Here is a 24,549-nt window from a genome sequence, read left to right on the forward strand (position 1 = left end):
GCGCCGTCAGCGGCGAGCGGCATCCGGTTCTATGTGCGAACTCCACTCCTGTGGCTGGCCCTACTGAGGCGGTCCTCGAAGTACCGCCGGAACACTTCATTCTCAGGATAAGTGTCCGCGTCGGCCCAGGCCGCGGCCAGGCGCCCCACCAATCCGGCAATCCAATCCGCTGCCTGGAGCGTCTGATAGCGGTGGCTCTCCAGATGGAAAGGCGGTTCGATAAGATGCCGCCGCGGTTCCTCGCGCGCATACATGCTTCGCGCGGCCTCGGTGATCAGTTCAGATCGTTGATCATGTTCATCGAGGATCAGGACGAAATCCTCGGGCGGCTGGCAGTCCACGTCGCAGCATTCGTCAAGCCGCCGGATGGCTTCGCGAAGGATCGCCTGGAAGAGTCGGTTCGGGTTATGGACACCCGGCGGCTCTGTCTTCCGGATCCCGACATAGAAGACAAAGCCATCGAGCGCCACGATCTTGTTAAGCAGGCGGTTCGTGAACTTCCTGAGTTCTGCGTACCGGGTGACATTCGTGACCGTGTAAAGGCTCGACCCCTTCTTCTCCCATCGGGCCGGGTGTTGCTTGGACCGGTCGATCTCGAATGCGAGAAGCTCGCATTTGCGTTGGAAGAACCAAGTGCCGAAACGGCACACTTCCTCGGAAGGCAGAACGAACCCCGCCAAGCCGAACACGGGGCTGTCGTTGTGAATGGGATCTTGCCGATCGACGTATGGACCGATGTGGCCGAATTCGTCGAGATAGGCGAAGTAGGTCACGGAAGGATCTCCCGGAAACACGAAAGCCCGTGCCGGAGCACGGGCCTCGGAAAGAGGGCAAGCTCAAGAGCTTGCGTCTCAGCGCAACGATACTTCACCGGCCCGAAGACGTCAACCCGGATCAACCGCTCCTCGGGCCGCGCCGACCGTTCATGATTGACCCGTACATGGCGGGTTGGCCGTCTCAAACAGCGCCGGGGCGAACCGTCGGTGCTGGAGCTGGCGAGAGATCGATCCGCAGCAACGGCTCGACCTTCCGCAGCGTCTCGGGGCCGCAGCGCTCCAGGAGAAAGGTCATCAGGTCGTCCTGCCGCGGTTGGCCGAACACCATCCGGTAGACGGCGAGGGATCGCTTGAGGGCTTCGAGCTGCGAGGCGTCCCGGCTCAGCGGAAGCGCCGGCACGTGCCGTTCGATGTACGCGCCATCCGCGAGCGGGAAGAGCCAGTACGGCACCAGCCCGCCCCCCTCCGCCGACTGCTTTCGGGCGGCTTCGAACAGCGTGTGCCACACGTCCTTCGAGGCGTCCGCGAGCACCTCGTCGCCGTGTTTCGTCGCGACGTTCTTGCGCACGGCGTGGCCCTTGTAGCGGTGGACGCGGCCTTCGCGCTGCTCGAGGTCGACCGGGTTCGACGGCAGGTTCCAGTGCATGACGGAATGGCAGTAGGCGTGGAAATCCAGCCCCTCCTGCCCGACGGAGGTCGACGCGAGCACGAAGGGCCAGAAGGGAGAGTTGAACGCCTGCCGCACCTGTCCCTCGCGCGCCCCCGTCTTGCCGTCGTCGCTCTCCTGGGCGCCGAAGCGCATCGCGAAGTGGTTGCGCAACCGGCGGTGGTGGATGCGGACGGTGTCGTCGTCGGGCCGGATTTCGTCCACGCGCGGCGCGCCGGTGCGAAGCGACAGGGCTGCCGTCACGGCCCCGGCCAGCTTCTCCCACGCCTCCTCGTCGTCGGCCGCGAACAGACCCTCGAGATCGCGCAGCGTGTGGATGTACTCGTCCAGCACGGCCTGCAGGTTGCCCGCCGCGCAGTAGTCGACGACCTGCCGCCAGTAGGGCGCGGTCTCATGGTCCCGCCGCCCGCCTCGGATGAGCGCCATCGCCTCCGGCAGGTTGAACAGCGTCCGGAAGCTCCACGCGATCCGGGCGGCGGCATCTCGGGCTGCCAGGGCCGACGCCGTTCCCGGCCCCGAGGCCCGGGTCAGAGCCCTGAGCGCGCTCGTCGCGGGGCCTGCGACGGCTCTGGTCGCGAGGGCTTCCGCGAGATCCTCCGGCGGGCGTCCGAGTTCCAGCGATCCGCGAAGCGCTGCCTCAACCCCCGCTTCGACGAACTTCCTCGCTTCCCGGACATGATCGGCCCACCGTGATCCCTCGTCGTCATCCTCCTGCGCTCCGTTCCAGATTTTCGGAAGATCCCAGCGACCGAACCATTCCTTCGTCGACTCGCCGTACCTCTGGAGATCGAGGAGAATCGGGGCCGCCCAGTACCAGCTTTCGTCTTCGCGCTCGCCGTCGAGATACGGTTTCGTGAGTCTGTCCAGCAGCGGTTCGAGTTGCGTCCGGGCCTGGTCGACGGCATCGGCCAGGGTCACCTCCGCCCCCGACACCGGGACGGGATCGCCCAGTTCCACCAAGGTGGGACTCGGGTAGAGCAGTCCGAGCACGGGCATGCCCGTAAGCCGCTCGTTCGAGTACGCGAAGCGAAGCAGGGCGCGGCGCTTCTTGCGCTCCTCCGCCGTGTTGCGGATCGAGTCGTCGAAACGCTGGAAGAGCCGGCGTTCCACCTCGTAGCTCACCACGCTCGCGACTGCCTTGGGCACGACCGCCCAGGTCGAGAAGATCAAACGCTTGGAGAACTGCTGCTCGCGCGCCGCCTTCCACGGACCGGACTCCGGCCCCGATTCCGCGTAGTAGGGAAGGGCGGGCGGCAGCCAGAGCAGCTTCCACGCCTCGCCGCGCTCCATCCACCCGAGCAGGCTTCGCAGGCGCGCGTTGGCCGGGTCGAGTCTCGCGTAGGCCTCGACATCCTCCCACGAAAGAAACGCCCGTCCGCCCTCGGTCAGCAGCTTGGCGAGCCCGTTCTCCGACGACGCGGCCAGGTTCGCGACCACCTCGGTTTTGAGCTTGTAGTCGTCCATGAAGCTCAGCAGGTACGGTGCGGACTTCCAGTACTCGAGGACCTGCGGCTGCCGCACTTCGCGCCCGATCTTCTGGAGCGCCAGGAAATCCCCCACGTCGGCGGCGGTGAGTTCCAGCCCCGTGCTCGGTACCTGCCGCATCATCCCCTGCGCGTCCCCGGAGATCCGCAGCCGCTCCGTCCGCGACATCACGCGGCGGAGGTGTGCTTCGATCTGTTCCTTGACGCGCACGAGGTCGTCCGTCCCGGACTCGATCCGGTACATCGCCTGGCGGTACTCATCCAGGAGTCGCCGGAGATCGCCGCTTTCCTTGAGCCCGAGATCCAGGAACTCGACGGTCCGCAGGAAATCCCGGTAGTGATCGTCCTCCGCCCTTTCGTGGTGAAGCGTGTACATCTTGTACGGGGTCGCCGACAGGAGGAGCAGGCGAACATCCGAGGTATCGTCGGAGTAGGTGAACAGCTGTTTGGCCAGCTTCGCCGTGGCGTGCTCTCCGTCCAGGAGGTCCTTGAAGCGCTGGAATTCGTCGAGGATCACGAGGTCCGGCTCCAGCGCATCGACGCACACCTCGGCCAGCATCGAACGCAGTTGGCCGATGAAGGTGATTTGCCTCCAGCGGTCGTCCCCCGGGATCCGCGGGCGGCTTCGGCGAAATCGCTGGCAGAGGTCCTCGTACCTTGCCTGGAGTCCCTCCCCCTCGCGTAGGCGGTGCGCGAACGCGTCCGCGATGCCGGGGTCGATCCGGTGCCAGTGCTTGAACTGCTTCAGCTCCCAGCGGAAGTGCCCTGTGTTCTTCACGTCCCCCTGAAACAGGTTCTTGGGACCTGCCCGGGAGTTCGGCCACACGCGCTGGACCATGTGGTAGAGGAGAACGCGCTCCTGCCGGATCCCCATGCTGCTCTTCAGGTCGAACGAGGTTCCCGGTGTGAGGGCGATGTAGTTGACTCTGTTCGCTCTCAGGTTGTGAATCACCTGCGGCAGCAGGGTCAGCCGGGCGGCACGCACGAACTTGCCATCCCCGATCTGGAGTCTGCGCACGTTCTGACGCGCGATCTGGGCGTTGGAACAGATGTAGACGATGTCGATCTGCTCGACGCGACCGGGCCCGTCCCACAGGTGATCGAGCGCCTTCGCGATCACCCCGCGCGCCACGAGCGTCTTCCCGAGACCGACTTCGTCAGCCACCAGGAACCGCCGCGTCGAGTCCGTGGCTGTGTAGAGCCGCTCGAAAGCGTAGTCCACGGTGTCGCGCTGGAAGCCCTTGAGGCCGGCGAGGACGGCGTCGGTGTCGGGGCGCTCGCCCATCCCCCGTCGGTTCATGGGTTGACAGCCTTCCTCGCCTGCCAGACCGGCTTCCATATCTCGTTGAGGCCGTCCGGCAGGAGTTCCTTCCCCTCCTCGGTCTTCTCGAGGTCCGCGATCAACCGGGCGGCCTCGTCGATGCGGTTCGGGTTGCTGCTCAGGCTCTGGAGGAGCGCCTCCAGGAGGGCCGCCTCGCGCCAGCCGCCGAACGACCCGTCGGCAGCCGAGCCGTCCTGGCCTGCCGCATCCACGAATGCGGACACATCGGCCCCCTCGTCCATGAGGATGAGAAGCAGCAGTCTCAAGACCCGGCGGCGATCCTTCAGGAGCGAACGCAGCAGGCGTTCCTTCCGGTTATCGGGCGCCCCGACCAACTCGGCCGTGACCACGAACCGCTGACGGACCGTGTGCTGTCCCTCCCGCAAGGAGACTTCGAACGCGAAGAACCCGGTCAGCGCCTCGAACGACAGCCCGTTGAAGGTCGCGATGCGGTCGGCCCGGTTATCCGGATCGCTTTGCCGGACGGTGGGGCCCGTGACTCCCTGAGCGGCCTCCGAAGAGAGCGTGGCCGGCCAAACCGTGACGGTCGCCCCGCTCGGGATCTCCGGAAGCTGGCCCGAGAGCGTGATATCCCAGCGCTCCTCCGCGTCTGCGTCGCTGACGTTCGCCGTCAACCGTGCCGCCCCGAGAATGCGAGCGAGCCGCTCGGCCTTCCTCTCCAACTCCTGCTTGGGGTCCGGCTCCGGTTCCAGGTCGCTCGGAGGCGTGTACTCCTGAAGCAGCGATCGAAGGGTCTCGAGCTGCGCGTCGTCTTCGGAGCCGAGCAGCGAGGCGATGCCGCAGTCCTTCTTCGTGCCGAAGAGTTCGACCAGCACCTCGACGTTGAGTCCGAAAGCCGCGGCCGTTGCGTTGGCCGAACCGGTAAACAGCCGGGCCTCACGACCGTTCTCGAATAGGAACAGCTTGGCGTGGAGCCCTGCGAGTTCGACCTCGTCGTGGGCTGCCGCGGGCTCCGCCGGCGTGTCCGTCTCCTCATCTCCTTCGTGTGCTTCGCGGGAGTCGAGGTCCGCTCCCGGCGAAAGCACGTAACACGTCTCCGGGAGAGCTTCGCGCCCAGCACTGCGGGTGATTCCTTGGAACGCCTCCGGCCTGGAGATCAGCACGTCGAGACCGTGTTCCCTCACCAGCCTCTGAACCACGGAACCGACGAGATAGGGCGATATCACGAGGCTCCGCGAGGCCGTCGGCAGCGGCCATCCGCGCCTGCGCCACAGTCCGAAGTGATGGATTCGGAAGTCGGTGAACGGTCGGGGCGGCTGGAAGTCCACGCGCCGGATCTCGTGCGCCATCCGTTGGAGATCCTCACGCAAATCGCCCTGGATTGGGCGCGTGGCGAGTTCCGGAAGCGCCAGAAGCAGGTCCGCCAGCGGCTTGTTCTTCGAGTAGCCGCGCTGACGGTCCATCAGTGGCCCCTCGAGGGACAGGCATGTGTCCCACGACCGAGCGAACGTCAGGTTGCGGGAGAGGCACAGCACGCGGTAGACGGTCGGCGCCTCATCCGCCTCGAAGGCAAGCACCCACAGCTTGGGGTGGAAGATCCCTTCCTCGATCGGCGGCTGCACCTCGACGACGGAGCCTTCGAGATAGGCCAGCAGCGTCTGTTCCGGCTTCGGCACCGCAATCGCCCCGGCCTGGCAGAAGAGGGTGACGTTCTCGGCATGCCGCCTCAGCGCTTCGAGCAGGGCAACCGGATCGGTCACCGGCGCCCCGTCCTCGTCGTGCGCGTCAAAGAAGGTGAAGGCGAGTGGAGCCGTCAGGAGGGCGATGAGGTCCAGCGTGTAGCTGGTCCCCACGGCGCGACGCAAGCGGTAGCCGGGCGGTGGACGCAGGCTCTCGAGGAGCAGCGTCCGCTCACGCGTTCCCAGCATCGCCCTCACTCCGCTCCAATCCGTCGAAGATGTCCTTGAGGAGCACCTTCGCCGCGCCCCACCGGTACGCCATGCGCCCCGTGCCCGACCGTCCTCCCCACAGTTCGAGGCGCCGCGGATTGGTCAGCCGCGCACGCCCGCGCTTGAGTTGGACCTCGCGTTCCCGTACCAGCACCCGGGCTACCGAGCCTTGCGGCACCAGAGCTTCGGGTCCATCCCGCTTCAGGTTGTCGATCCAACGCGTCACGAAGGACCGCGTCGGATAGCCCAGCGAGCGGCTCTTGGCCCGCACCACGCTCCACACGCCGTCCAGCCGCCAGTCCGCCAGGTCCGACTCCAGGTCCTGCACCTCGGCAACCCAGTCCGCGAGTTCGGCCTGGTAGGTCTCGATACGTCCGTCATGCGCCTGCTTTTCCGAGAGCATGAGGTTGTAGAGAAGCGCCGCTCCCTGCATGCAGATCGCGAACAGCCTGGCATCGCGAAGGTGTTCCCGCAGGGCCGGCGACACCTCGGGGAGATGAGAGAGTTGCCATGGGCGACCAGCCGCGAGGTCCGGTGGGGAGGCGCGGCCTGCGAGCACGGCCAACAGGCTCTCGGGATGCCGGGCCTGGATCCGGTCCCGCAGGTACTCGGCGTCCTGACGGCGCAGTGCTACGGAGACGTTCTCGTACGGAAATCCGGAAGGAGGCGCCGGGAGGTGCGGGTGCCAGTTCCCCGGCGCTGCGCTCCGGCCTTCCGGGTCTCGCGGAGTGTTCGTGAACTGGGCGCCGCGCCGGTAGAAGGCATCGAGCGACCGAAAGTACGCCCACATGTGGCCCGAGAACGTGCGGATCCCCCAGCTTCCAAGGCCGCCCCAGTACACCTCGCTCGGAAGCCGCTTCAGCGCGTCGCCCGCCTGGGACCCGAAGACCCCCGCGGTATCGCCCCCCCTCAGCATGCGATGGTTGAGGTTGACCTCTGCCTGCCGAGCCCGCGCGACGGCCTTGCTCGATGAGACCCGCAAGCGCTCCAGCCGAAGGAACGTCCACGGCAAGAGGAGGAAGTAGCACGCCCGAGTCTGGATCGTGCTGGTACCGGGGAAGAAGAGATCCGAAAAGCTGTTGCGAACGCCCGCCAGCCCGAGCTCGTCGACCGTCCCGGTCTCCCGAAACAGGTCGATGACGTCAAGCGCCCGACGCCGGTCGCGCTCCGAGTAGTCGAGCCAGGTCAGTGTCGAAGCCATGGTTCGGTCTTTCTGGGGAAACCATAATCCGCCGGCCGCCGCTCGTCGGAAACGGTGTCCCGACGCGCTTCGACTTGGAGTCCCCGTTCGTCACGCTGCAAGGAGTCCAGCTACGACCTCAAGCGAGATCGTTGCCAGCCGGATGGCGAAAAGGGCTTCGACACGGGTGTACTCACGTGCCGCAGGGCGGTGCGCGTTGATGTTACCCATGCCCTTCGCGCGTGCCACGATGCCTCCGTACAGATCGGCATGCTCTTCGTCGATCCGATCGGTCAGGACGGCCTTGAGTTGATCTCCGGACGCTTTCCTGACGGCCCCCTCCATGAGGCTCACGGCCTTTCGCGCCTGCATAACTGCGCCGTTGAAATCGCCTCGGTCTACCGCGTCTCGCGCGCGACGAAGCTCCGAGAGGCTCGTATCATAACGATCCGCGTACATGAGGTGGTAACGGATCTCCAGGACATCGACTTGCTCCCCGGTGGCTGTACGAACGACTTCAAGCCAATCGTCCCGTGGTATCCGAAAACGAATTTCCTCGACTCGGGCATCAGTTGTCACTCCGCCGATCTCGACACGGGGCCAGAGTTGCATTTTCATGATGAGAACGCCACCCGCCCGGCACTCTTCGAGTTGCTCCAGTCGATACCTGCCTAGATCGAGGGCAACGGAGCCTCCTTGAGTATCCACATAGTCGAACGAGCGGAGAGGATACGCTGCTCCGTCCCGCACGAGTTGGCCGACAAAGCGGTCATCTGGCCCCAGCCGTAGTTCACCGCCAAAGTCGACCAGCTGGTATTCGTCCCGCCGATTCCCTTCTCTCGTATGAACGAGATGTCCCAGGGTCCAGGAAAGCCCGAAGCGAATTCGCGGGGTTAGCGCGGGGACGGTCGCAACATTTGTTACAGCTACGCGGCCTACCATGGTGGACCCAATCGTAACGCGCCCATCGCCGTAACCGGTCGTCATGTCAGCATCTCCAATCGAGTTGATGTTCGTGAAGCGTCAGGCCGTCAGCCAGCATCGAGTTCCGCCGTAGAAAGGTGCTGTCGTTATTCGAGGCCGAAAACGTACGCACGGCCCGGGCCAGTTGTATCCAGGTCGAACCGGGCAGAGGCAAGCGCCTTCGCCTGCCGTTGTGGCGAAGCGTCGAAGGCATGTGGAACGTCACGAGCCGGGCGGAGGAAACCGAATCCGTGATCGAGATGGCAACGCCAGCGCGTTTCGTCGTCCCATGTGATCTCGAATTTGCGTTCATGCGGGACACGCTTGCTGTTGCGGAAGACAACCTCAAGCGGTAGTGGCGTGGTGCCGAAGAGATGTTCGATCGCTGGTTTTGCTTCTCGGGTCAACGTCCAGTCGTCCTGAATCCACTGACGCTGCGAGGCACGCTTCGTCGGGGTCGTAGTGAGGATGCGAAAACGTGCGTCGCGCGCCCCGTCTCCCGCGGCCGTTGCCAGCTCGGTCACGACTTCCAGGAGGATACGGGCGACCAGCGGGGAGCGAACGTAGCGATCTTGATACACCACGCGCTGAATAGGTAGACCTCGCTCCAAGCGCTCGGACAGGGCGGGAGACGCGCTCCGGATCGCCTGCCAGAACGCCGTACCGGTCTTGTTGATAGGGACACGGAGATGGTCACCGAGCGCGAGGCTGCTCGCTTGGCCGGGCGGCGGCGCGTCGAGTTGAGACGCTTCTACTGGATCCAGCGCAGCCGGGACTTCCGTCGAGTACCCCCTAACTACGTGGGCGCCTTCTCCAGACACGCCCCATTCGGGGCCGGGGATCAGCGCGTCAGGGGTTCGAGCGGCGAACGTAACGGTTCGGCCCGGAGAGGAGAGTTCCGCAATGACGGATCGTTTGGGGCGGCGTGCGCGACCGCGGAGCAGCCGCAGGCCAAACGTCTGCCCCCAGGCCATGAGTTGCAGCCGTTCTTCGCGCGGAATCGCAGTCACGTCACGCGGAAGAACCAGTTCGACCTGATGACGCTTGTCGGTCCAGCGCAGCAGATCTCGGGCGAGCGTCCAGTCACGAAGAGACCACTGAGATTCGTCGCCGCCCAAGTGCAGGCGCACCGTGTCGGTCGAGCCAAGTTCTCGGCGGATGGCGTCGTCGATCGGCTGGAACTCGAACCGTGTGTCGGGACCGAACAGTTGTTCCTCGACCGGGAGATCGAGTGCCGCCAGGAAGGTGTCGCTCAGGATGTTACGCGCCCGATGGCGGTCCAGGCGGTCCACATCGTGATGTGTGTCGTATGAGAGAAGACACGCGTGACAGGCCTTGTCGCAGCCTCGCGCGCAGTCGAGGGTTCTGCGCGCCTGGCGCAGCAACGCCCGCAGGTGTTCCGGAGCCTGAGCGACGAAGCCTGCGCCACCCGTGGCGTGGTCGTAAAGGAGGATCGACACGTTCTTTTCGCCCGTCTCCTCGACCCTGGCCCTCTTGATAGCCCAGCCGATTTCGCGACTCTCCACGCCGATCCTCTGGGCGAGAGCCTCGCGCAACGCGACGGCGATGGAGGAGGCTGCCACATCGTCGATGCCCTCCCGGGAGTCGGTACCCTCGGCACCATCGCTGCCCGGCGCCAGGTGGGTGGGACGTACCTGAAGTTCGAATACATCGGTCTCGCGGGAGACGCCAAGCCACTCATTGCGACGGATCGTGTAGGTGCCGTCGTTTCCCGAACAAAGGTCGTCCGGTCCAACCGTCGATCCGCCACGGAGCGGCTTGTGCCCTCGCATTCGCTTGGGGACTTCGCCCTCCTTCTCGTGCTCGGCCACAGCGCGACCGCAGTGCAGGCAGATCGCGAATCCGTGCCCGTACTCGCCTGCAGTATGGTGGAACACCTGCCCGGAGGCGCTGTACCTGAAGCGACCCAGTGCGGAGACTGCGAGACTCTGCCACGGTTCGCCGCCCGTGGAGATTTGAGGGGGCTGCGTCGGAACGTGAGAGAAGCGACTCAGGTCGTTGTTGAGCGAGTCGCGGATGTCCACCGCGAAGCCGGCGGGTTCGATGTAACTGTGCACTTCGAGGGGCGATTCACGTCCCGCGCAGTAGCTGGATTCGCACAGCTCTGGTCGTCGGATCCCGGTGCCCACCGCTCCGCAATACCTGCAGCGCCACGAGTGCCGGAGTGCCTGTATCTCTCTCGCAGCCTCGTCGGTCGGAGGGATCTTCCAGTTCAGAGTGAGGCCGGAGGACGTGAGGGCGCGCCCATCGAGGATCACATTCGCACCCGGGCCATACTCGTACAGCGCGGCCGACAGGTGGCGCGTCGGATATTGGCGTACGCGAGAGAAGTTGTCCTCCCGGCCGCTCCGAGTGTCAGTACGTCCTTGTCGCCTCCACTTCAAGTCATCCTTCGTGGTGGTGACAAGTGGAACGACCTGGGTCGGGAATCCATAGCCAGGCAGGAAGTTCCGTACGGCGAGCTCCCGCAACAAGTACTCCCCGCGTAGGCGGCGCAACTGAAGTTCGATCGCTCGGCGAGCTGCGTCAGTGGACGGATGTTCAGCGAAGCCTTCCAACTCGCGGAGCAGCGGTTCGATCTCCGCGGCCCACGCCTTCGCGGCGGCCGCGATGCGATCATCGACCATCGACAACAACCGGTCGATCTCGGTTCCGACCAAGGTGGAGCCGCGCAACAGCCGCTGGAAGCCCGTCTCGAGCCACCGATCAGTGCGGGCGTCATTCTTCAGCCACCTGCGAAACTGGTCGCACACCGACGACGCCTCGTCGCGCTGCTCGAAGAACCAACCGGCGGACAATCGGTGAAACTCCTGTTCATGCAACCGGCTCGCGAAGAAACGCGTGAGCGTGACGGCGTTGACGTGCCGGCTTACGATTCGCTCGCTGTCGAGACCCACACGGGTCACGTGCAGCGGGGTCTTGAACGGCCACAACGGATTTCGAAAGACGTGCTCACCGTGCGCGGACGTGTTGCAGAGGGTGAGACTGATGGCTCGCGACTCGCCACGGCGACCCGCTCGGCCCGCCCTCTGCAAATAGTTGGCCGGACTCGGGGGTGCGTTGTTCATCGCGACGGCCGACAGTCCTCCGATGTCGACTCCCATCTCCATCGTCGTGGAGCAACTGAGCACGTTGACCCGTCCACGCCGGAACCGGTCCTCCAGGTCTCGGAGACGTGCCGCGCTGAGCTGGGCGGAGTGTTCCGCGACCTGAAAGTAGTCGACATGCTCGAAAATGCGGCGACTCCAGCCGCGCCAAACACCGAGCCGTTCGAGCTCTGCGATCTCGGAATCGCCGCGTATCTCTTCGTCGATCTCCTCTCGGCTATAGGAGCCGCCCATGGGCTTACGCCAGAACGGCGTCTTCAGCATGGGCATCCGAATCGGTGTGGCTGTGAGTTCTTCTCGAGGTAGCCCGGGTACGACGTATGGCGTTAGCCCCCGCACGGTGGTATCCAGGACGCGACGGGTGATTGGACAGAGCCACGCATCTCGCACCTCACGCAGAGCCACGCCCGCCCCGAAGTTCAGTCGATGTCCCCGTGCGCCGCTCACCAGGACGGTCCTAACTTGACGCCACGCCAGCCGCAGACACGCGTCGATACCGGCCCGCGCCTCGGTACTCTCCAACGGGTCAACTTCCAGCAGCAACCCAAGAAGCTGGACGAACCGAGACCGGAGGGTGGCGCCCGCGGCGAGGGGCCACCGCACCGCGCCCTCGAAACGCTCCGCGTCCGGCCCAATCAGCACCGTGGGCCTGTGCGGAACCCCAAGCCAGGGGATGAACTCGCCCCTCACCTCGATGCTGCGCCGCCCCCGCACCAAGTGGTCGAGCATCAGCTTCAGGAAATTCCGCCACTCCGTCGGATCCAAGCCGCGACGTCGCCAAGGATTGGGCGGCTCCAGGCGGTCCCGCAGAGCAGGGTATTCCACCGAGACGAAACCGAGGGTCTCGAGTGACGTCTGTCGCTTTGGGCGTCGCGCGAACTCTCGTAAGAGGGCGATCTCGGCAAGCTCGGCCGGGTCCAGATCCGCGAGCGGTAGATGCCGCCAATGGTCCGGCAACCACTTGGATATCTCCGTCTCCTGCGACAGCTTATCAATGGCATCGTTCCATGTCCGACAGCCCAACTTCGGCGCCGTGAGGGTCGCCAAGTCGGCTTTCAGGTTGGTGATCACCCTCTGTACACCGGGGCTCTCCGACTGCTCGGCCTCGAGGTCTGCGATGTCCTTCGTCAGATCAGTGATGCGCGCCGGATCTGGGGCATGATCGGTGCGTGCGGCTGCGGTCAGGTGGTAGATGGCCCCGCGCGTGTAGTTCCGTTCGGAGTCGATCTGCGCTGCGAGCGCGAACCGGGCCGTGCCTTGGCGACTGTCCGTGAACGTGAGGAGCCGGCGTCCACCAAACGGGAGCGACTCGGGCTCCCGATCCGTCAGTTCAGGCGTGTAGTCGAGCATGATGGGCGTCGTATTGCGGAGGATAAGCCGCGCACCCCCACGCAGCGGCCGCAGCAGCCAGTCGGCTCGGCGGCTCGTGCGGCACTCGGGACAGCGAGGGTGTCCCGACGACCCCGGGAGCACTTCTCCAAACTCCAGTGCGGCGTCGGTGTCCGGAGCCACCCAGCGACCGCTTCTCCGATCAAGATGAATCGGCGGCACTTTGGGCGTGGTGGGATGGGCCAGGTACCGGTCGAGCCCGTCTCCGCCTGCATCGTCCTCCTCGTCGTCACCTTCGTCGCCGTCATGATCGACAAGCTCCGGCACCTCATCGGTTTCCTCAACGCTGCCCACGTTGCGCGGCACGAGCGTCCGATCCTCGAGGACCATGCGGCCCGCGAGATACTCCTTCCCGCATTCCGCGCACAGGACCATCGCGAGGACGAGGGAACCGCATTCATTGCATCGTGCCCGCCGCTCGAAGAACAACTTGCCGAAGGCCCACTCGAAGTCGGCCAGCGGCGTCCCGTTCCGCCCGGGGCAGTGCTTCGAGACGCACGCCCACACGCCCCCCTGCGTCCGGTGAAAGAAGTGGCCCCTGACGCGCAGGAACCACTCGCCATCGACCTGCGCGCTCGTCGCGATGTCGATGAATTCGAGAGTCTCTCGGCGTTCCGCCACAGCCGACGACGCCGGCTCTGTCTGGTCCGCGGCATCGCGCCGGATCTTGGTCAACTGGGTCAGGCTGACGACGCCGTCGGATGCAAGGAGTTCGCGCCGGAGTCGCTGTCCTACTGCCGACGACGCCAATCTCGCTCCACGCTCTGTCGGCTCCATGCGGCGGAGTTCGTCCATGGCCGGAAGCGGCTCGTCGAGATCGTCGGGGGTTGTCGCGGCGACATCGGGAGAACTGCGTGAACCACGAACGACGTGGACCGAGTCGCGGTCGATACCTCCCAAGTCTGCGAGGAAATCCCTCAGCCGTCCCTCGCTCTCTTTGCTTTCGTCGCCGATCGTCGCCGAGGTGGCGATGAACCGGACTTGCGACGGGTCGACAGCGAACGCGTGCAGTACACGTCGCAGGAGCAGAGCAATCTCGGCGGAGCGGGAGCCCTGATATGTGTGGGCCTCGTCGAGGACGATCCAGCGCAACAGACCTTTGGACTGGTCGATGATCGGTTTGTCCTCGAGACGCACCAGCATGTACTCCAGCATGGTGGCGTTGGTGACCAGGATAGGAGGCGGATCCTTGCGCAGAGTTGCTCGGTCCTCGACCAGTTCCGGGGCGAGCCGTTTGGCCTCGGCCGCCGACAGCTCGTTCGGCGTGTCACCTTTGTACAGGCAGTAGCGAATGTCGCCCTTGAAGGGGCGCGACCACGCGCTCAGCCGATCGCGCTGGCTGTTGATGAGCGCGTTGAGCGGATAGAGAAACAGCGCCCGCACTCCACGAAGCCGCTCCTGTTCGGCGCGGCGGACGAGGTCGTCCAGGATAGGGACCAGAAACCCTTCAGTCTTCCCCGACCCCGTCCCGCTCGTGATGAGCACGGATCTCGGGTCTTCACGCTTGAGGTGCTCCCACGCCTCGTATTGGTGAGTGAATGGTCGGCGGCTGCGTGGGAAAACGTACTCCTTGAGGCGGTCGTCGTCGGCCTCGGTGTCCATCGCCGTCACCAGCGCCTCGGCGAGGAAGTCCATCTCGGCGAGGTCTGACATGGTGATGTCCGCCGTTTCCCAATCGAAAATCGCCTCGAACACCGGGTCCGCAAGGAAGCTGTGGCGGTGCCCGGCGGGCTGCTGGAGGATCTGCGACAGGTACGTGCGTAGGGGATCGGTGCGGGGTCCGTAGATTCCCAGGAGCGAGCTCGCCGACCGTTCTACGAGGTCACGCGCAAGCGGTTCAAAGAAACGAGTCGAAGTGTCCATACGCAGACTATTCTTCAAGGTGTCCTTGGATTCTATCGGCCTCTCGCAGGCCGAAGCCGATACGTTCGGCGAGTTCCAACGTGCGGTCGAACCAACCCGCGTGGCCCGAGCGCGCTCCCCGGATCCGTCGTGCCAGGTCCTGTTCGACTGCGTCCTCCGCCACCACGAGAACGGCTGTCAGCGCAGGCGCGTACACGAAACTCGCGTGCCTCGAGGCCATCATCGCAGTGTCGTCGGTCGTGCGGAACAGCCGGGCGGACCAGGGGTGAGCCGTCTGCGTACGCTCGATCTCCTCCTGCACGCCCGGCAGATCCGGAGGACCGGCCTGCTCCGAATAGAACGATGGGCCGCCACGGAGTTGTTCAACGTAGTCCCCGAATAGCGCATCCAGTATTGCGGGGTTCACAATGCGCCGCGAGTCCGGAGGGATCAGGCGGCCCGTCGTGCGGCCGTTCAGGAAGCCGAAAGCTGGCGCCAGCCCGCCCAGCTTGACCTTCACGCGATCGAGGCTGCGGTCCATCTCACCGTCGAGGATGTCACACGCCAGATCAGTATCGTCGACTTCCTCCAATTCGTTCTGCCAGTGTTCGGCATAGGCGCAGAATGCTCGCTCCCACCCCTGCACCGGCAGTTGCCACCACGCGAACGGGAAGGTTTCCATCCGCTCCCAGAGGAGCGAGAAATCGGCCGCTCCAGCGTGGGCGGCGGCCATCGCGCAGGCATTGGCGTCGCGAGCCAGCGCCCGGAGCAACGGGAACACCATGAGCGGGAAGGACTCCAATCCGAGATACCGGAAAACCAGCGGCCAGTCCTCGTGCCCCGGATCGGTGGCCAGGGCGCGGACTACGGAGCGGAACGGTTGGTCCCCGAATGCCTGATCCTTCGCGAATGCAGCAGCGTAGGCTTGGGCTACGGTGATCGGGTCCTTCGACGGGGTGCGGGCGACCGTCTCATTTGGCAGCGGGATATTCAGAGGCAGCGGGCTGACCCGCTGTTGATCGCCCTGGCGGCCGCAAATCAAGTAGGGACCGGGCCTAAGGTCCGGCGGTAATCTCCACGCATGCTCAGACGAGGGCCGTAAACGGATAGGGTCTTGGTCGGGTTCAAGGAGGGCGAGCACCTCGACCGCCAGCGAAGTCAGGTCTTCGCTGGAGATCTGCTCCTGGCTCCGCGCGTCCAGCATCACAAGCGGTTTGGATCCGTCTCCAGCGTTCCGAAACCCGAGATCGAAGCGGGTGACGAGAACATCGGCGTCGGGAAGCGTGGCGCCCGACCCTCGATCTGCGATGCGTAGCCTGATCGAGGCATCCAAGTAGTCCGCAAATTCCAGCCGTTCCGCGACATCCTCGCCCACCTGCCCCAGGTCGAGCACATGATGTCCGTAGCTCACCCGCGGAATCTCGCGAGTGAAGACATCGGGACGTGCGGTGGAGTCGTCCCGCCCGTCGGCAGAGCCCCGGCCCTCGCCCCACAGAACGTATTCCGCGCGACCAGGAGCGATGACCTCCGCCCGGACCCCCGCCAGAGATCCCTCCGCGACGCGAGCGCCATCCGGCAATCGGCCGCCATCGGACGTAATGAACGCGGCGCGTCGGGCCGGGAATGGCAAGATCGGCATCATTCTGCCACCCTCGGACCAGTCTACCACAAGCCGGACGTCCCGCGGCGGTTCTCCAGAGGCGCGCAGCTGAAGACCGAAGCCGTCCCGGTCGGGCGACGCCACCGCGTGAAGCCCGGGAGTCTCTGGAACTGCGGCCACAACGTCACCAAACCGCAAGAACCGGATGTCGCCACATGCGGGGTCCGACGAGGGTCGAATCTCGATGTCGGCCTCGGGCGGCAACACGCAAATCGATATCGAATGGTGCACGATGCCGTTCGTGATGTACCTCAGCCGACCTTCGCCAACGATCGCCCCCGCGGCCACCGCCGCACAGGAGTAGTCGACCCAGCGTCCGTCAGGTGCGCTCGATCTCCATTCGAGGTGCCGCTCTGGCACCCGCTCCACGAATTCTCCTCCTCTGCGTTTGTAAACTGCAGGCCCTCCGAGGAAGACGATCACCGCGTCGCCGAACCGTTTCGTGGGGCCCGTCAAGAGATACTCGAAGTTGTCGGTGTCGACGGAAGCGCCGGTTTCCACGATCACGCGGGAATCGTCCGCCTCCGTGATGGTTGCCTTCCCGCGTACTCGGTAGACGCGGCGCGAACCCACGTTTCGGACGGAGCCCACGGGTTCCACCGACCCTTCGTCGCTCGCGATCGACGCTCCTGCCTCGACTGCGAGGAGGGCCCAGGGTGCCCGCACTCTCATCGTCCCCTGTCCGGCTAGGTGGCAGGTTGAACGCGGCGGGTCGGTCGGTTCCATCGGTTCAAATACCCAAGCGAGCTGTCCCAATGCTGCCGCACCGGGGAAACGATCTGTACAGTACTCTGGATCGTATGTACGTGCGATGAGTTTGCGCGGACCCGTCAGGTCCTCGGCTTGGAGCTCGTGAGCAGCCGGAAGCGCCTCCACCCGATAAACGTCTTCGCCATCGAGCCCGGCCTCCGTCACAAGCGCCAAGGCACGGAACGCCCGTCTCTCCGTCTGGACGCCCATGTGCAGACGCGAAGGAACCTCTTCAGGTGATTCAAAGCCGAATAGAACCTGGAGGGCCTCGCGGCTGATGGTCGCTGGCATGTCGAACGATCCCCGCAACTCCCAGTCGCCGTCGGCAACAGGCGCGAGGCACAGGTTCCATCGAACATGGCTGCGTGCGCGACGCGCGACTTCAATGGCATCTTCGATCAAGCCCTTGAGAAGAACGGTCGCTACGTCATCGGTGACCCTGAGAGGAAGTTCGTTGCGCCAATCCGGCCGCCTTCGGTCCAGCTCTTGGACGGGCGTATCGCCGTTCTTGGGGAGTTCCGCCTGCAGCCGCCAGATGGTCTTGATTAGTTCACCCGCCAACTCGTAAACGACGTCTCGGCGCCACGCTGCGGGAAGCAGCTTACGCGGCCCCGAGGCCAGATCGCGCGGCGGAAGGTCCGTGGCGCCGAGGAGACGGAACTCCTCCAGCACTGCCTTCAGATAACGGCGCAGATGTGCGTTTTCACGCAGAATGAGCTTCAAGGGAACCCCACCCTCGCACATGATGGTCACCAAGAAGCCTTTGGCCGGGCCGAATCTGTAGATCGTGCGGCGCCACCCGAGGAGCCCGCGGGTGACGACATCTTTGAGCACATGGTACTGGCCGCCTGAAGGAGCGAATTCGGGCGTTCCGAGCGCGGCAAGAAGCGGTTCCCATTTCCATGGCCCGCCATCGTAGTTTCGATGCCACCACTCGGAAGCCCACAAGCAGAAGGCCCTCGCCGCATCCATCGAGATGCGACCCTGCCCGAACGCTTTCTGGCGGAGCTCCCAATCGAGCACGCGCCCCAAGTCGGCTAACTCTCCGGCGCGGATACGGTATCGGTACAGAGGTCGACCGTCTGCCCCGGAGAGGTCGCGCGCGGCAAAGAAGTCCTCGAGGAAGGCCTTGGCTGTCTTCATGCGTTCAAACGGTGCGTCCGGATTCGTCATCAGTCGGAATCCCTCCTCGCTGGTACTGTCCATTCCTGGAGTTGCGGCACTTGGTCGAGTCTTCAGTCCAATACGCCTTCGGGCAGCTCGCTTTGAGCGCGAAGGAACGCCATGCAGAACTGTGCCAGCTCATCAACGGTCAAGTAACTCTTGCACATGTTCGTCCGCTGGCCGCAGATGGCGAAATCCGCTTTGCCGGTCGAGGGATCGATATGGTCGACTGTTGGCCGCATGGCGAATCTGCGCACATCCTTCGGGGTCGTAAATGACAGCCAGGAGCGACCAATCCAGCTCCTCACCGGTATAAAAGTCGCGCCCGCCCGACTCCAGTACCGCGTCGTGGATGTCGCTGATGTAGCCCGAAACGCTCGTGTCGGAGAATCCTCGCTCCCGATCCCCCACTACGTGCGATTTCGCCTTGCCTTCGAGCCACTTGTTGTAATCACCATAGGAAATCACGCCTCTCAGGAACGTCGGCAGCACCTGCTTGGCCATACCGCTCTCTCCTTACACGGTCTCAACACGAATAAGCGCGCCGTCAGAACTACCTGCCACGTCCGAGAGGAGCAAGCCGAGCCCTTGCTCCGTGCAAGGCAATGGCGAGGCGCAAGGCTAAACGCCGATAGCCCGGCCCGTCTCCGTCACGCGCTCCCAGAACCTGAGGTGCGCCTGGTGGCCGCGCCCCGTCACGTCCGGGCGCCCGACCGGCTGGTCGGCCACCGGGATGTGGTTCTCCAGCGTGGCTCGGATGTGGTCCCGGCTCACCACGATCAGGCCGGACCGGTGGCGGGAGATCATCACGCACAGGCGGCCCGTCTCGAGGTCGAACGATGAGGGCGCCGTGACGCCGGACAGGGGGTGGACGACGATCATGAGTTTGCGCTCCAGACCCTGCCACCGCTCGGGCGTGTCGGCGACCACGTCGGCCCGCAGCGCGGCGGGGAGCGCGTGCTGCATGGCGGAGTTCATCACGCGGTGTGTCGCGGCGAGTCCGATGTCGCGGGGACGAAGCGGCCGTTCCTCGCCGTCGTCGCCGGCCACCACCCGGGCGCCTCGCTCGAGCACCCGCGCGGCCGTCTCCGCGGCCAGGACCGCGATCTCCTCGTCAAGCTCCAGCGGGGGACCCTCGGCCGGCGTCGGCATCGTGAGGGCCACCATGGATCCGGAGCCGAAGAGGTTGAGGGCGGGGTCCACGCGCGAGTGCCAACCTTCGGCGGGCGGGACTCGGACGTACCGTTCGCCCGGGCCCGCCCACGATGCGAACTCGAAATCATAGAACGGACGAACGAGTTCGACGGAGTCGTGGGGGAGCCGCCGGCACGCGGGCAACTCGAGTTCCAGCCGCGGAGGGTGCGGGTCGGCGAGGATGACCTCCGGCGCGGGATGATGCGGCGCGCGGGACGACGTTTCCCACCGCTGCGCCGGGATCGGAACGACGGGCGGAATCTGTCCCGGGTCTCCGATGAGCACGAAGCGCGGCGCCACCTTGGCGCAGAGCATGAAGTCCGCCCACGCCATCTGCCACGCTTCGTCGACGAACAGAATGTCATACGCGTGCTCGAGTTCCGTCAGCGTCCACTTGGCGACCGTCGCGACGACGATGCATGGCCCCCGCGGGAGGGCGCGCTTGTGGTTCGCCCAGGACACGTTGTTGCCGAGATCCACCGCGCTTCGGCCGGCGGCCGCGAACCGGGTGACGCTGAGGTGGGGATACTGGGCGTTCAGTCTGCGGCAGATATCGTCGGCCTGGCTGTTGGTCTGCGCCCCCACGGCGACGCGTAGCCGCTTCCCGCGCGCGTGCGCCACGCCGCGAAGGAGGAGGAACGTCTTCCCGGATCCGGGGGGCGCCCTGACCACCACGAGCCCCGTGTCCGCATCGATGGCGCCCTTGAGCCGCGTCTCGACGAGAGACGACTTCGCGGAGACCCGCGCCCTATTCATTGAGGGCTGCGTGCGTGAGCCAGCTGCCGGGCTCATCGTCGGACCAGATCAGGCTGCTCTTGCGTCGGCTGAGGTGATGGTTCGAACTCTCGACGAACCCGATCGCGCTCCCGACCGTCCTCCTCGGATTCCGGCGGAATTCGACCTCGAACGTGCGGCGACCATCGGACTCGTCCCGCAACGCGAGGAGCGTGCCGCTGGACTCGGGCGAGCCGATCACGCACACCCAGCTTCCCGCCCTGAGCCGGAGCGGCCCCGGGTTCTCGTCCCTCACGGTCAACACCGTGCGCGCCCAGCGCCCCGAGCGCCGTTCCCCGACGCCGGTGACCGTCCCGCGAAAGCCGTCGCCGCGTGCGATGGCCTCATCCTGAAGCTCGGGGTCATCGTGCAGCAGCACGGACTCGACGAGCGAGGCCGAGGCGAGGTGCGCCATGTAGCGCGCTCCAGCCGCGGCCGGGTCCCGGTCCGTCTCGGGCGAGGGCGTGAAGGGCGGGGGATCGTCGCCGGCGGCATGCCCCGACTCGAGGCGCGTGTGCTCGCGCCACTGCTCCGCCAGCGCTTCGTCCACGAGTTCGGCCACGCCCCGGTTCGTCCGCCGCCCGTCCGCGCGCAGAAGCGATATCGCCTGTTCCGTGAGCCGGTATCGGCGTCCGAGTTCCTCCTCCAGGACACGCGTGATTTCCGACGCGTTCGCATGCTCGCGACCCGCGTCGCCCTCGTCCCGGGCGTCATGCCAATCGTCGAGCGGTTTCGCGAGCCGGGTTCGCTCGAGGGTGGGGTCCAGCGCCGTGGAGACCGCAAGCTCCTCCGCCTTTTGGGCCGCCGCGGGGCGCTCGGCGGGCGCCAGCTCCCCGTCGAGCCACGCGAGAAGGAAGCCCAGGTGTTCGAGCCTCGTGGACTGCGCGGGGAACGTGTACGACGTGCGCAGCGCTTCGGTGGCCGTGATCACGTGCTGCTGCCCCGGCCTCTGCGCCTCCCGGAAGAGCCAGCCCGCCGCCCGTCCCAGCGGATTCAGGATCGTCCCGGCCACGGGTCCCCGGCGCGTGAACGTGTAGGCATAGGCGAGGTGGTGGAGCATGTCGGCGTGACTCCCGTTCGGAAGCCACACCTGCCGGAGCGGCCGAAGCTCCTCCTCCTCGGCGGGCGGGAGGCCGGCGAAGCCCGGCGTCCGAAGGTGCCGCAGGAGCACGGGCGCGAAACTCGAACACATCCCGGCGACCAGGTCGCGGTTCCGGCCCTCCGGGACGGTGAGAATCTCGGGGTCCGCGCCGGGGTGCCCGAAGGCGATGCCCCACGGACGCGACTCTCCCCCCATGCGCACGAACGCGACGATCAGCAGGTCCTCATCCGCCGCGATATGGAGTTGCCGGGTCGTGCCGCGCGGCAGCGGTCGCCCCTGCGCGAACGCGATGAGCCGCCGGACGACATCGCGCTCTTTCACGGCGTCGGCCCCGCCGCACCCGCGCGCTGAAGCCTCCGCAACAGATCCTTCTCGCCGCCGGTGCGCGGATCCCCGCCGTCCAGAAGAACGACCGCACGGCCGAGGTCCACCTCACCGAGAAAGCGGCGCACATCATCGCCGAGCACCGCGGGGTTCCCCTCCTCCAGGGCGGCGGCGTGGCACTGGCTCTCTCGGTCGCAGAACCGGAGGCAAGCCTCGGAATACTCGGTGTCCGCCCGCATCACGGCCTCCACCGGGTCGTCGTCGACCGGCATGAAGGGCGGCAGCCCGCGGGCGGCGGCCTCCAGGAGTTCAAAGCCCCGCCGCGCCCGCTCCGCCTGGTAGTGGAGGTCTTCCTCCGCGCGCACCGACGGAAAGTTGGAGCCCGGCCGCGTCAGTACGAGGAACCCTTTCCGCCGCAGCCTGACGCGTTCTCCGCATCCGAGTTCGGCCAGGACGAGTTCGAGCGCGTGGAGGTAGAGACCCGCCTGCGCGCGGGCGACCGCCAGCTTGTGCAGGTCGGTATGTCCCCCGCGATCCGCGTACGTCTTGATCTCGCCGACCATGAGTTCGGGGCGTCCGCGATCGTAGCGAACGGCCAGCACATCCAGGATGAGCACGGCCTCGGGCAGCATGACGCCCCTCGGGATCCGCACCGTGGGGCTGGCGATGATGGCGGGACGCGGGGCGGAGCGGGAATCGGCTTGGCCGGCCAACTCCCGGATCAATGCGTTCGTCCGGGCAATCGCCTCCGGAAGGGAAGGGAGCTGGCCCCCGTTCATCCGGACGCGCAGGTCGGCGAGTCCCTTCGCCCCCTCCGGGAGCACATCCTTCCGCACGAGCGCCGCGAGAAGCCGGTCAGCCTCGTCCGCGAGTATCTGCCGCTCGAAGTTGTTCCCCCGCGTGAGCGCGAACACGGACTGCCCGAAACTGGGACGGGAGCCGAGACGCCGGGCCACGTCGGCCATGGGGACGTTATGCACCGCGGAGAGCGTATTGGCCCGGCAGGCGGGGTTCTTCGCCCACTGCTCGAAGCGCGCGCGCGTGTTCCCCGTAACTGTCCCCGAACCGTTCCCCAAACGACCTCCGTGCAAACGGCGTCGCGCGGCCCCGCCGGGAGACCGTCTCGTCAACCGCGCGAGGTCGCGGTCTCCGCAGCGCGTGCGCGCCCGATCCTACTGCCCGGTTCGAAGCCCGGCGACCTCAAGGTCCCCCGCGGCCCGCGCCGTTCACCGTAGAGTTGACAGCGCTTCGAGTGTGTAATATTTACGACACATGACACAGTTTGGGGGCACGGTTCGAAAACTCCGGGAGCGGCTTCGGCAGGACGATCCCCGCTTCTCGCTGCGGCAGGTGGCGAAGCGCGTCGGGATCGAACCCGCGTACCTGAGCAAGATCGAGCGGGGCGACGTGGCGCCGCCCTCGGAGGCCACGACGGGACGGCTGGCGCAGGAACTCGGCGTCGACCGGGACTGGCTTCTCGCGCTGGCGGGGAAGGTCTCCAGCGATCTCCAGGAGATCATCCGCAAACGGCCGGAACTGTTCGCGGAGCTGATCCGCCAGCTCAAGGGGGCGCCGGAGGATGCGATCCTCCGTGTCGTGCGGGAGGTGAGGGACGGGGAATGGTAGAGATGACGAGAGACACGAGGAGCGACGAGAGATGATCACTCTGGAGAACGACCGCCTGCACTTCCGGTTCCCCGAAGTCCACGAGAGCGCGCACTGCTCGGTCTCATTTCAACGTACGCTGCGCATCCCGGATGACGGGACGCCACATTCCCTCCCGCCGGGCCTGGGCGGCTTCCCTTTGCGGCACGTGGACGACTACAAGTCCCGCCTGCCGGAGGAGTGGCTTCGGCGCGGCGGCGTGCTCATGCCGATGCACCAGGCGGAGGCGATGTGGATCAGCTTCGGCTCCCACTCCGGGACTCCCGATTACCCCTTCGCCGTGAAGATCGCGACCGGCAAGGTGTGCGCCGTCAGCGGGGAAACGTGGACGGAGCATCTCAACCGGGACCCGCAGGACTACGTCGTGCTCCCCGACCAACCCTGGATCGACGGGTACTGCGTCGAGAAGGGCTTGATCCGGCAGTTCGTCGCGATGCCCCTCGGAAAGGGCTACACGGTCGAGGAGCAGATCACGGGCGTGGCCGAGCATGGCGGCATCCAGATCATCGCCTACCCCATGAAGGCCGAGCGCTACGAAGCGATCCTCGCCGCTCGCGAGGCCAGGTTCGCCGATCATTTGGCGGTCTCGGACGTTATGGTCCTATCCGACGTACTGCCGTCGCCATCCTCCCTGCCCAGGCACCGGAGCATGGGGCTCGCCCCGGGCGGCCGCATGCGGCAGGAGATCTACGACGATCCCTACGGTCTCGACGCGTGGGATCAGCGCCACGCGAGCCGGTGTTTCGTCACGATCGCCAATTCCGAGCAGTGGATGGCGATCACGGGCGAAAAGCCCCCCACCACGCCGCCGACAGCGAAGCAGTACGCCGACGCCGGACTGCCGTGGTTCGACTACTACGACGGGGATGCGACGGCCGTGGGGGGCGCGGAGAAGTTCGCGGACCTCGCGAGCGTGGCCGAGATCGGCGCGAAGAAGGGCGAAACGCCGCTGCCCGAGAACGAACCGCTCACCGAAACGCGTGTCGTCAGACTCGGACGTGCCGGCCCGCGGCAGGTCCGTGAGCCCAGCCTGAATTGAGTAACGAGAAACAAAGATGAAGAAGCAAGGATCCACACTCCCGACGTTGTCCAAGCACAGCACGAGAGAACTCCTCGCCATGCACGAGCGCGTAAAGGACAGGATCGAGGCAGACGAAGAATACCACTTGCGGCGAGCGCGCGAACTGGATGACCTGAGAATGTTCGAGACCTTGATCACGGACGAATTGAATCGCCGCAGACATGAGTGATGGTGA

15 protein-coding genes and 1 pseudogene are annotated in these 24,549 nt (G+C 65.8%); 4 read left to right on the forward strand and 12 right to left on the reverse strand.

Features of this window, described 5'->3' with window-relative positions; genetic code table 11:
* Positions 1-29: 29 nt before the first annotated feature.
* The 6 genes from ACOGXI_RS00690 to ACOGXI_RS00715 all read right to left on the reverse strand — a co-directional run bounded on the left by ACOGXI_RS00690 (position 30) and on the right by ACOGXI_RS00715 (position 12,779).
* On the reverse strand, positions 30-773 hold the full coding sequence (locus ACOGXI_RS00690) for a DUF3800 domain-containing protein (RefSeq protein WP_419936987.1): 744 nt from the start codon (positions 771-773) through the stop codon (positions 30-32).
* A 184-nt stretch (positions 774-957) separates the two neighbouring features.
* A complete protein-coding gene (locus ACOGXI_RS00695; protein WP_419936988.1) occupies positions 958-4,227 on the reverse strand; it encodes a helicase-related protein in 3,270 nt (1,089 codons plus the stop codon).
* The gene (locus tag ACOGXI_RS00700; RefSeq protein WP_419936989.1) at positions 4,224-6,137 is read right to left on the reverse strand and encodes a phospholipase D family protein; all 1,914 of its coding nucleotides are present in this window, start codon (positions 6,135-6,137) and stop codon (positions 4,224-4,226) included. Before ACOGXI_RS00700 ends, ACOGXI_RS00695 begins: the two co-directional genes overlap by 4 nt.
* Positions 6,121-7,359, reverse strand: coding sequence for a DUF6361 family protein (locus ACOGXI_RS00705; protein WP_419936990.1), 1,239 nt, complete (start codon positions 7,357-7,359; stop codon positions 6,121-6,123). The genes ACOGXI_RS00700 and ACOGXI_RS00705 overlap by 17 nt, the downstream gene beginning before the upstream one ends.
* 90 nt (positions 7,360-7,449) lie before the next feature.
* A complete protein-coding gene (locus tag ACOGXI_RS00710) occupies positions 7,450-8,325 on the reverse strand; it encodes a hypothetical protein (RefSeq protein WP_419936991.1) in 876 nt (291 codons plus the stop codon).
* Positions 8,326-8,408: 83 nt separating this feature from the next.
* Positions 8,409-12,779 (reverse strand): Zn-binding domain-containing protein, encoded by a 4,371-nt coding sequence (locus ACOGXI_RS00715; RefSeq protein ID WP_419940129.1) that lies wholly within the window; start codon positions 12,777-12,779, stop codon positions 8,409-8,411.
* Between the two features lie 216 nt (positions 12,780-12,995).
* Between ACOGXI_RS00715 and ACOGXI_RS00720 the strand changes: the two genes are divergently transcribed.
* A complete protein-coding gene (locus ACOGXI_RS00720; RefSeq protein ID WP_419940244.1) occupies positions 12,996-13,676 on the forward strand; it encodes a hypothetical protein in 681 nt (226 codons plus the stop codon).
* 141 nt (positions 13,677-13,817) lie between these two features.
* Here ACOGXI_RS00720 and ACOGXI_RS00725 read toward each other — a convergent pair.
* From ACOGXI_RS00725 to ACOGXI_RS00750, 6 genes and pseudogenes are all read right to left on the reverse strand, one after another.
* Positions 13,818-14,681, reverse strand: a pseudogene (locus ACOGXI_RS00725) (DEAD/DEAH box helicase); the annotation flags it as partial.
* Between the two features lie 7 nt (positions 14,682-14,688).
* On the reverse strand, positions 14,689-18,243 hold the full coding sequence (locus ACOGXI_RS00730) for an STY4851/ECs_5259 family protein (RefSeq protein WP_419936992.1): 3,555 nt from the start codon (positions 18,241-18,243) through the stop codon (positions 14,689-14,691).
* A gap of 132 nt (positions 18,244-18,375) precedes the next feature.
* Entirely contained in the window at positions 18,376-18,738 is a 363-nt protein-coding gene (locus ACOGXI_RS00735; RefSeq protein WP_419936993.1) for a hypothetical protein, read from the reverse strand.
* Positions 18,739-18,855: 117 nt separating this feature from the next.
* Entirely contained in the window at positions 18,856-20,184 is a 1,329-nt protein-coding gene (locus ACOGXI_RS00740; protein WP_419936994.1) for an AAA family ATPase, read from the reverse strand.
* Positions 20,177-21,625: a hypothetical protein gene (locus tag ACOGXI_RS00745; RefSeq protein ID WP_419936995.1), complete on the reverse strand. Its 1,449-nt coding sequence runs from the start codon at positions 21,623-21,625 to the stop codon at positions 20,177-20,179. The genes ACOGXI_RS00740 and ACOGXI_RS00745 overlap by 8 nt, the downstream gene beginning before the upstream one ends.
* Positions 21,622-22,704, reverse strand: coding sequence for a hypothetical protein (locus ACOGXI_RS00750; protein WP_419936996.1), 1,083 nt, complete (start codon positions 22,702-22,704; stop codon positions 21,622-21,624). The genes ACOGXI_RS00745 and ACOGXI_RS00750 overlap by 4 nt, the downstream gene beginning before the upstream one ends.
* A 196-nt stretch (positions 22,705-22,900) precedes the next feature.
* On the opposite strand from ACOGXI_RS00750, the gene ACOGXI_RS00755 reads away from it, so the two are divergent.
* Genes ACOGXI_RS00755 through ACOGXI_RS00765 form a run of 3 tightly spaced genes read left to right on the forward strand, consistent with a single transcriptional unit; the run spans position 22,901 to position 24,543 of the window.
* Positions 22,901-23,254, forward strand: coding sequence for a helix-turn-helix domain-containing protein (locus tag ACOGXI_RS00755; RefSeq protein ID WP_419936997.1), 354 nt, complete (start codon positions 22,901-22,903; stop codon positions 23,252-23,254).
* Between the two features lie 31 nt (positions 23,255-23,285).
* Entirely contained in the window at positions 23,286-24,332 is a 1,047-nt protein-coding gene (locus ACOGXI_RS00760; protein ID WP_419936998.1) for a hypothetical protein, read from the forward strand.
* Positions 24,333-24,348: 16 nt separating this feature from the next.
* Positions 24,349-24,543 (forward strand): hypothetical protein, encoded by a 195-nt coding sequence (locus ACOGXI_RS00765; protein WP_419936999.1) that lies wholly within the window; start codon positions 24,349-24,351, stop codon positions 24,541-24,543.
* Positions 24,544-24,549: the final 6 nt, after the last annotated feature.

Origin of the sequence: Candidatus Palauibacter sp. (genome assembly GCF_965208055.1) — a bacterium.
Classification (GTDB): domain Bacteria; phylum Gemmatimonadota; class Gemmatimonadetes; order Palauibacterales; family Palauibacteraceae; genus Palauibacter.

Coding starts and splice junctions, on each gene's coding strand:
- ACOGXI_RS00695 (WP_419936988.1), bottom strand. CDS start 4,227: ATGAACCGACGGGGGATGGGCGAGCGCCCCGACACCGACGCCGTCCTC.
- ACOGXI_RS00700 (WP_419936989.1), bottom strand. CDS start 6,137: ATGCTGGGAACGCGTGAGCGGACGCTGCTCCTCGAGAGCCTGCGTCCA.
- ACOGXI_RS00705 (WP_419936990.1), bottom strand. CDS start 7,359: ATGGCTTCGACACTGACCTGGCTCGACTACTCGGAGCGCGACCGGCGT.
- ACOGXI_RS00710 (WP_419936991.1), bottom strand. CDS start 8,325: ATGACGACCGGTTACGGCGATGGGCGCGTTACGATTGGGTCCACCATG.
- ACOGXI_RS00715 (WP_419940129.1), bottom strand. CDS start 12,779: ATGCTCGACTACACGCCTGAACTGACGGATCGGGAGCCCGAGTCGCTC.
- ACOGXI_RS00720 (WP_419940244.1), top strand. CDS start 12,996: ATGGGCCAGGTACCGGTCGAGCCCGTCTCCGCCTGCATCGTCCTCCTC.
- ACOGXI_RS00730 (WP_419936992.1), bottom strand. CDS start 18,243: ATGACGAATCCGGACGCACCGTTTGAACGCATGAAGACAGCCAAGGCC.
- ACOGXI_RS00735 (WP_419936993.1), bottom strand. CDS start 18,738: ATGGCCAAGCAGGTGCTGCCGACGTTCCTGAGAGGCGTGATTTCCTAT.
- ACOGXI_RS00740 (WP_419936994.1), bottom strand. CDS start 20,184: ATGAATAGGGCGCGGGTCTCCGCGAAGTCGTCTCTCGTCGAGACGCGG.
- ACOGXI_RS00755 (WP_419936997.1), top strand. CDS start 22,901: ATGACACAGTTTGGGGGCACGGTTCGAAAACTCCGGGAGCGGCTTCGG.
- ACOGXI_RS00760 (WP_419936998.1), top strand. CDS start 23,286: ATGATCACTCTGGAGAACGACCGCCTGCACTTCCGGTTCCCCGAAGTC.
- ACOGXI_RS00765 (WP_419936999.1), top strand. CDS start 24,349: ATGAAGAAGCAAGGATCCACACTCCCGACGTTGTCCAAGCACAGCACG.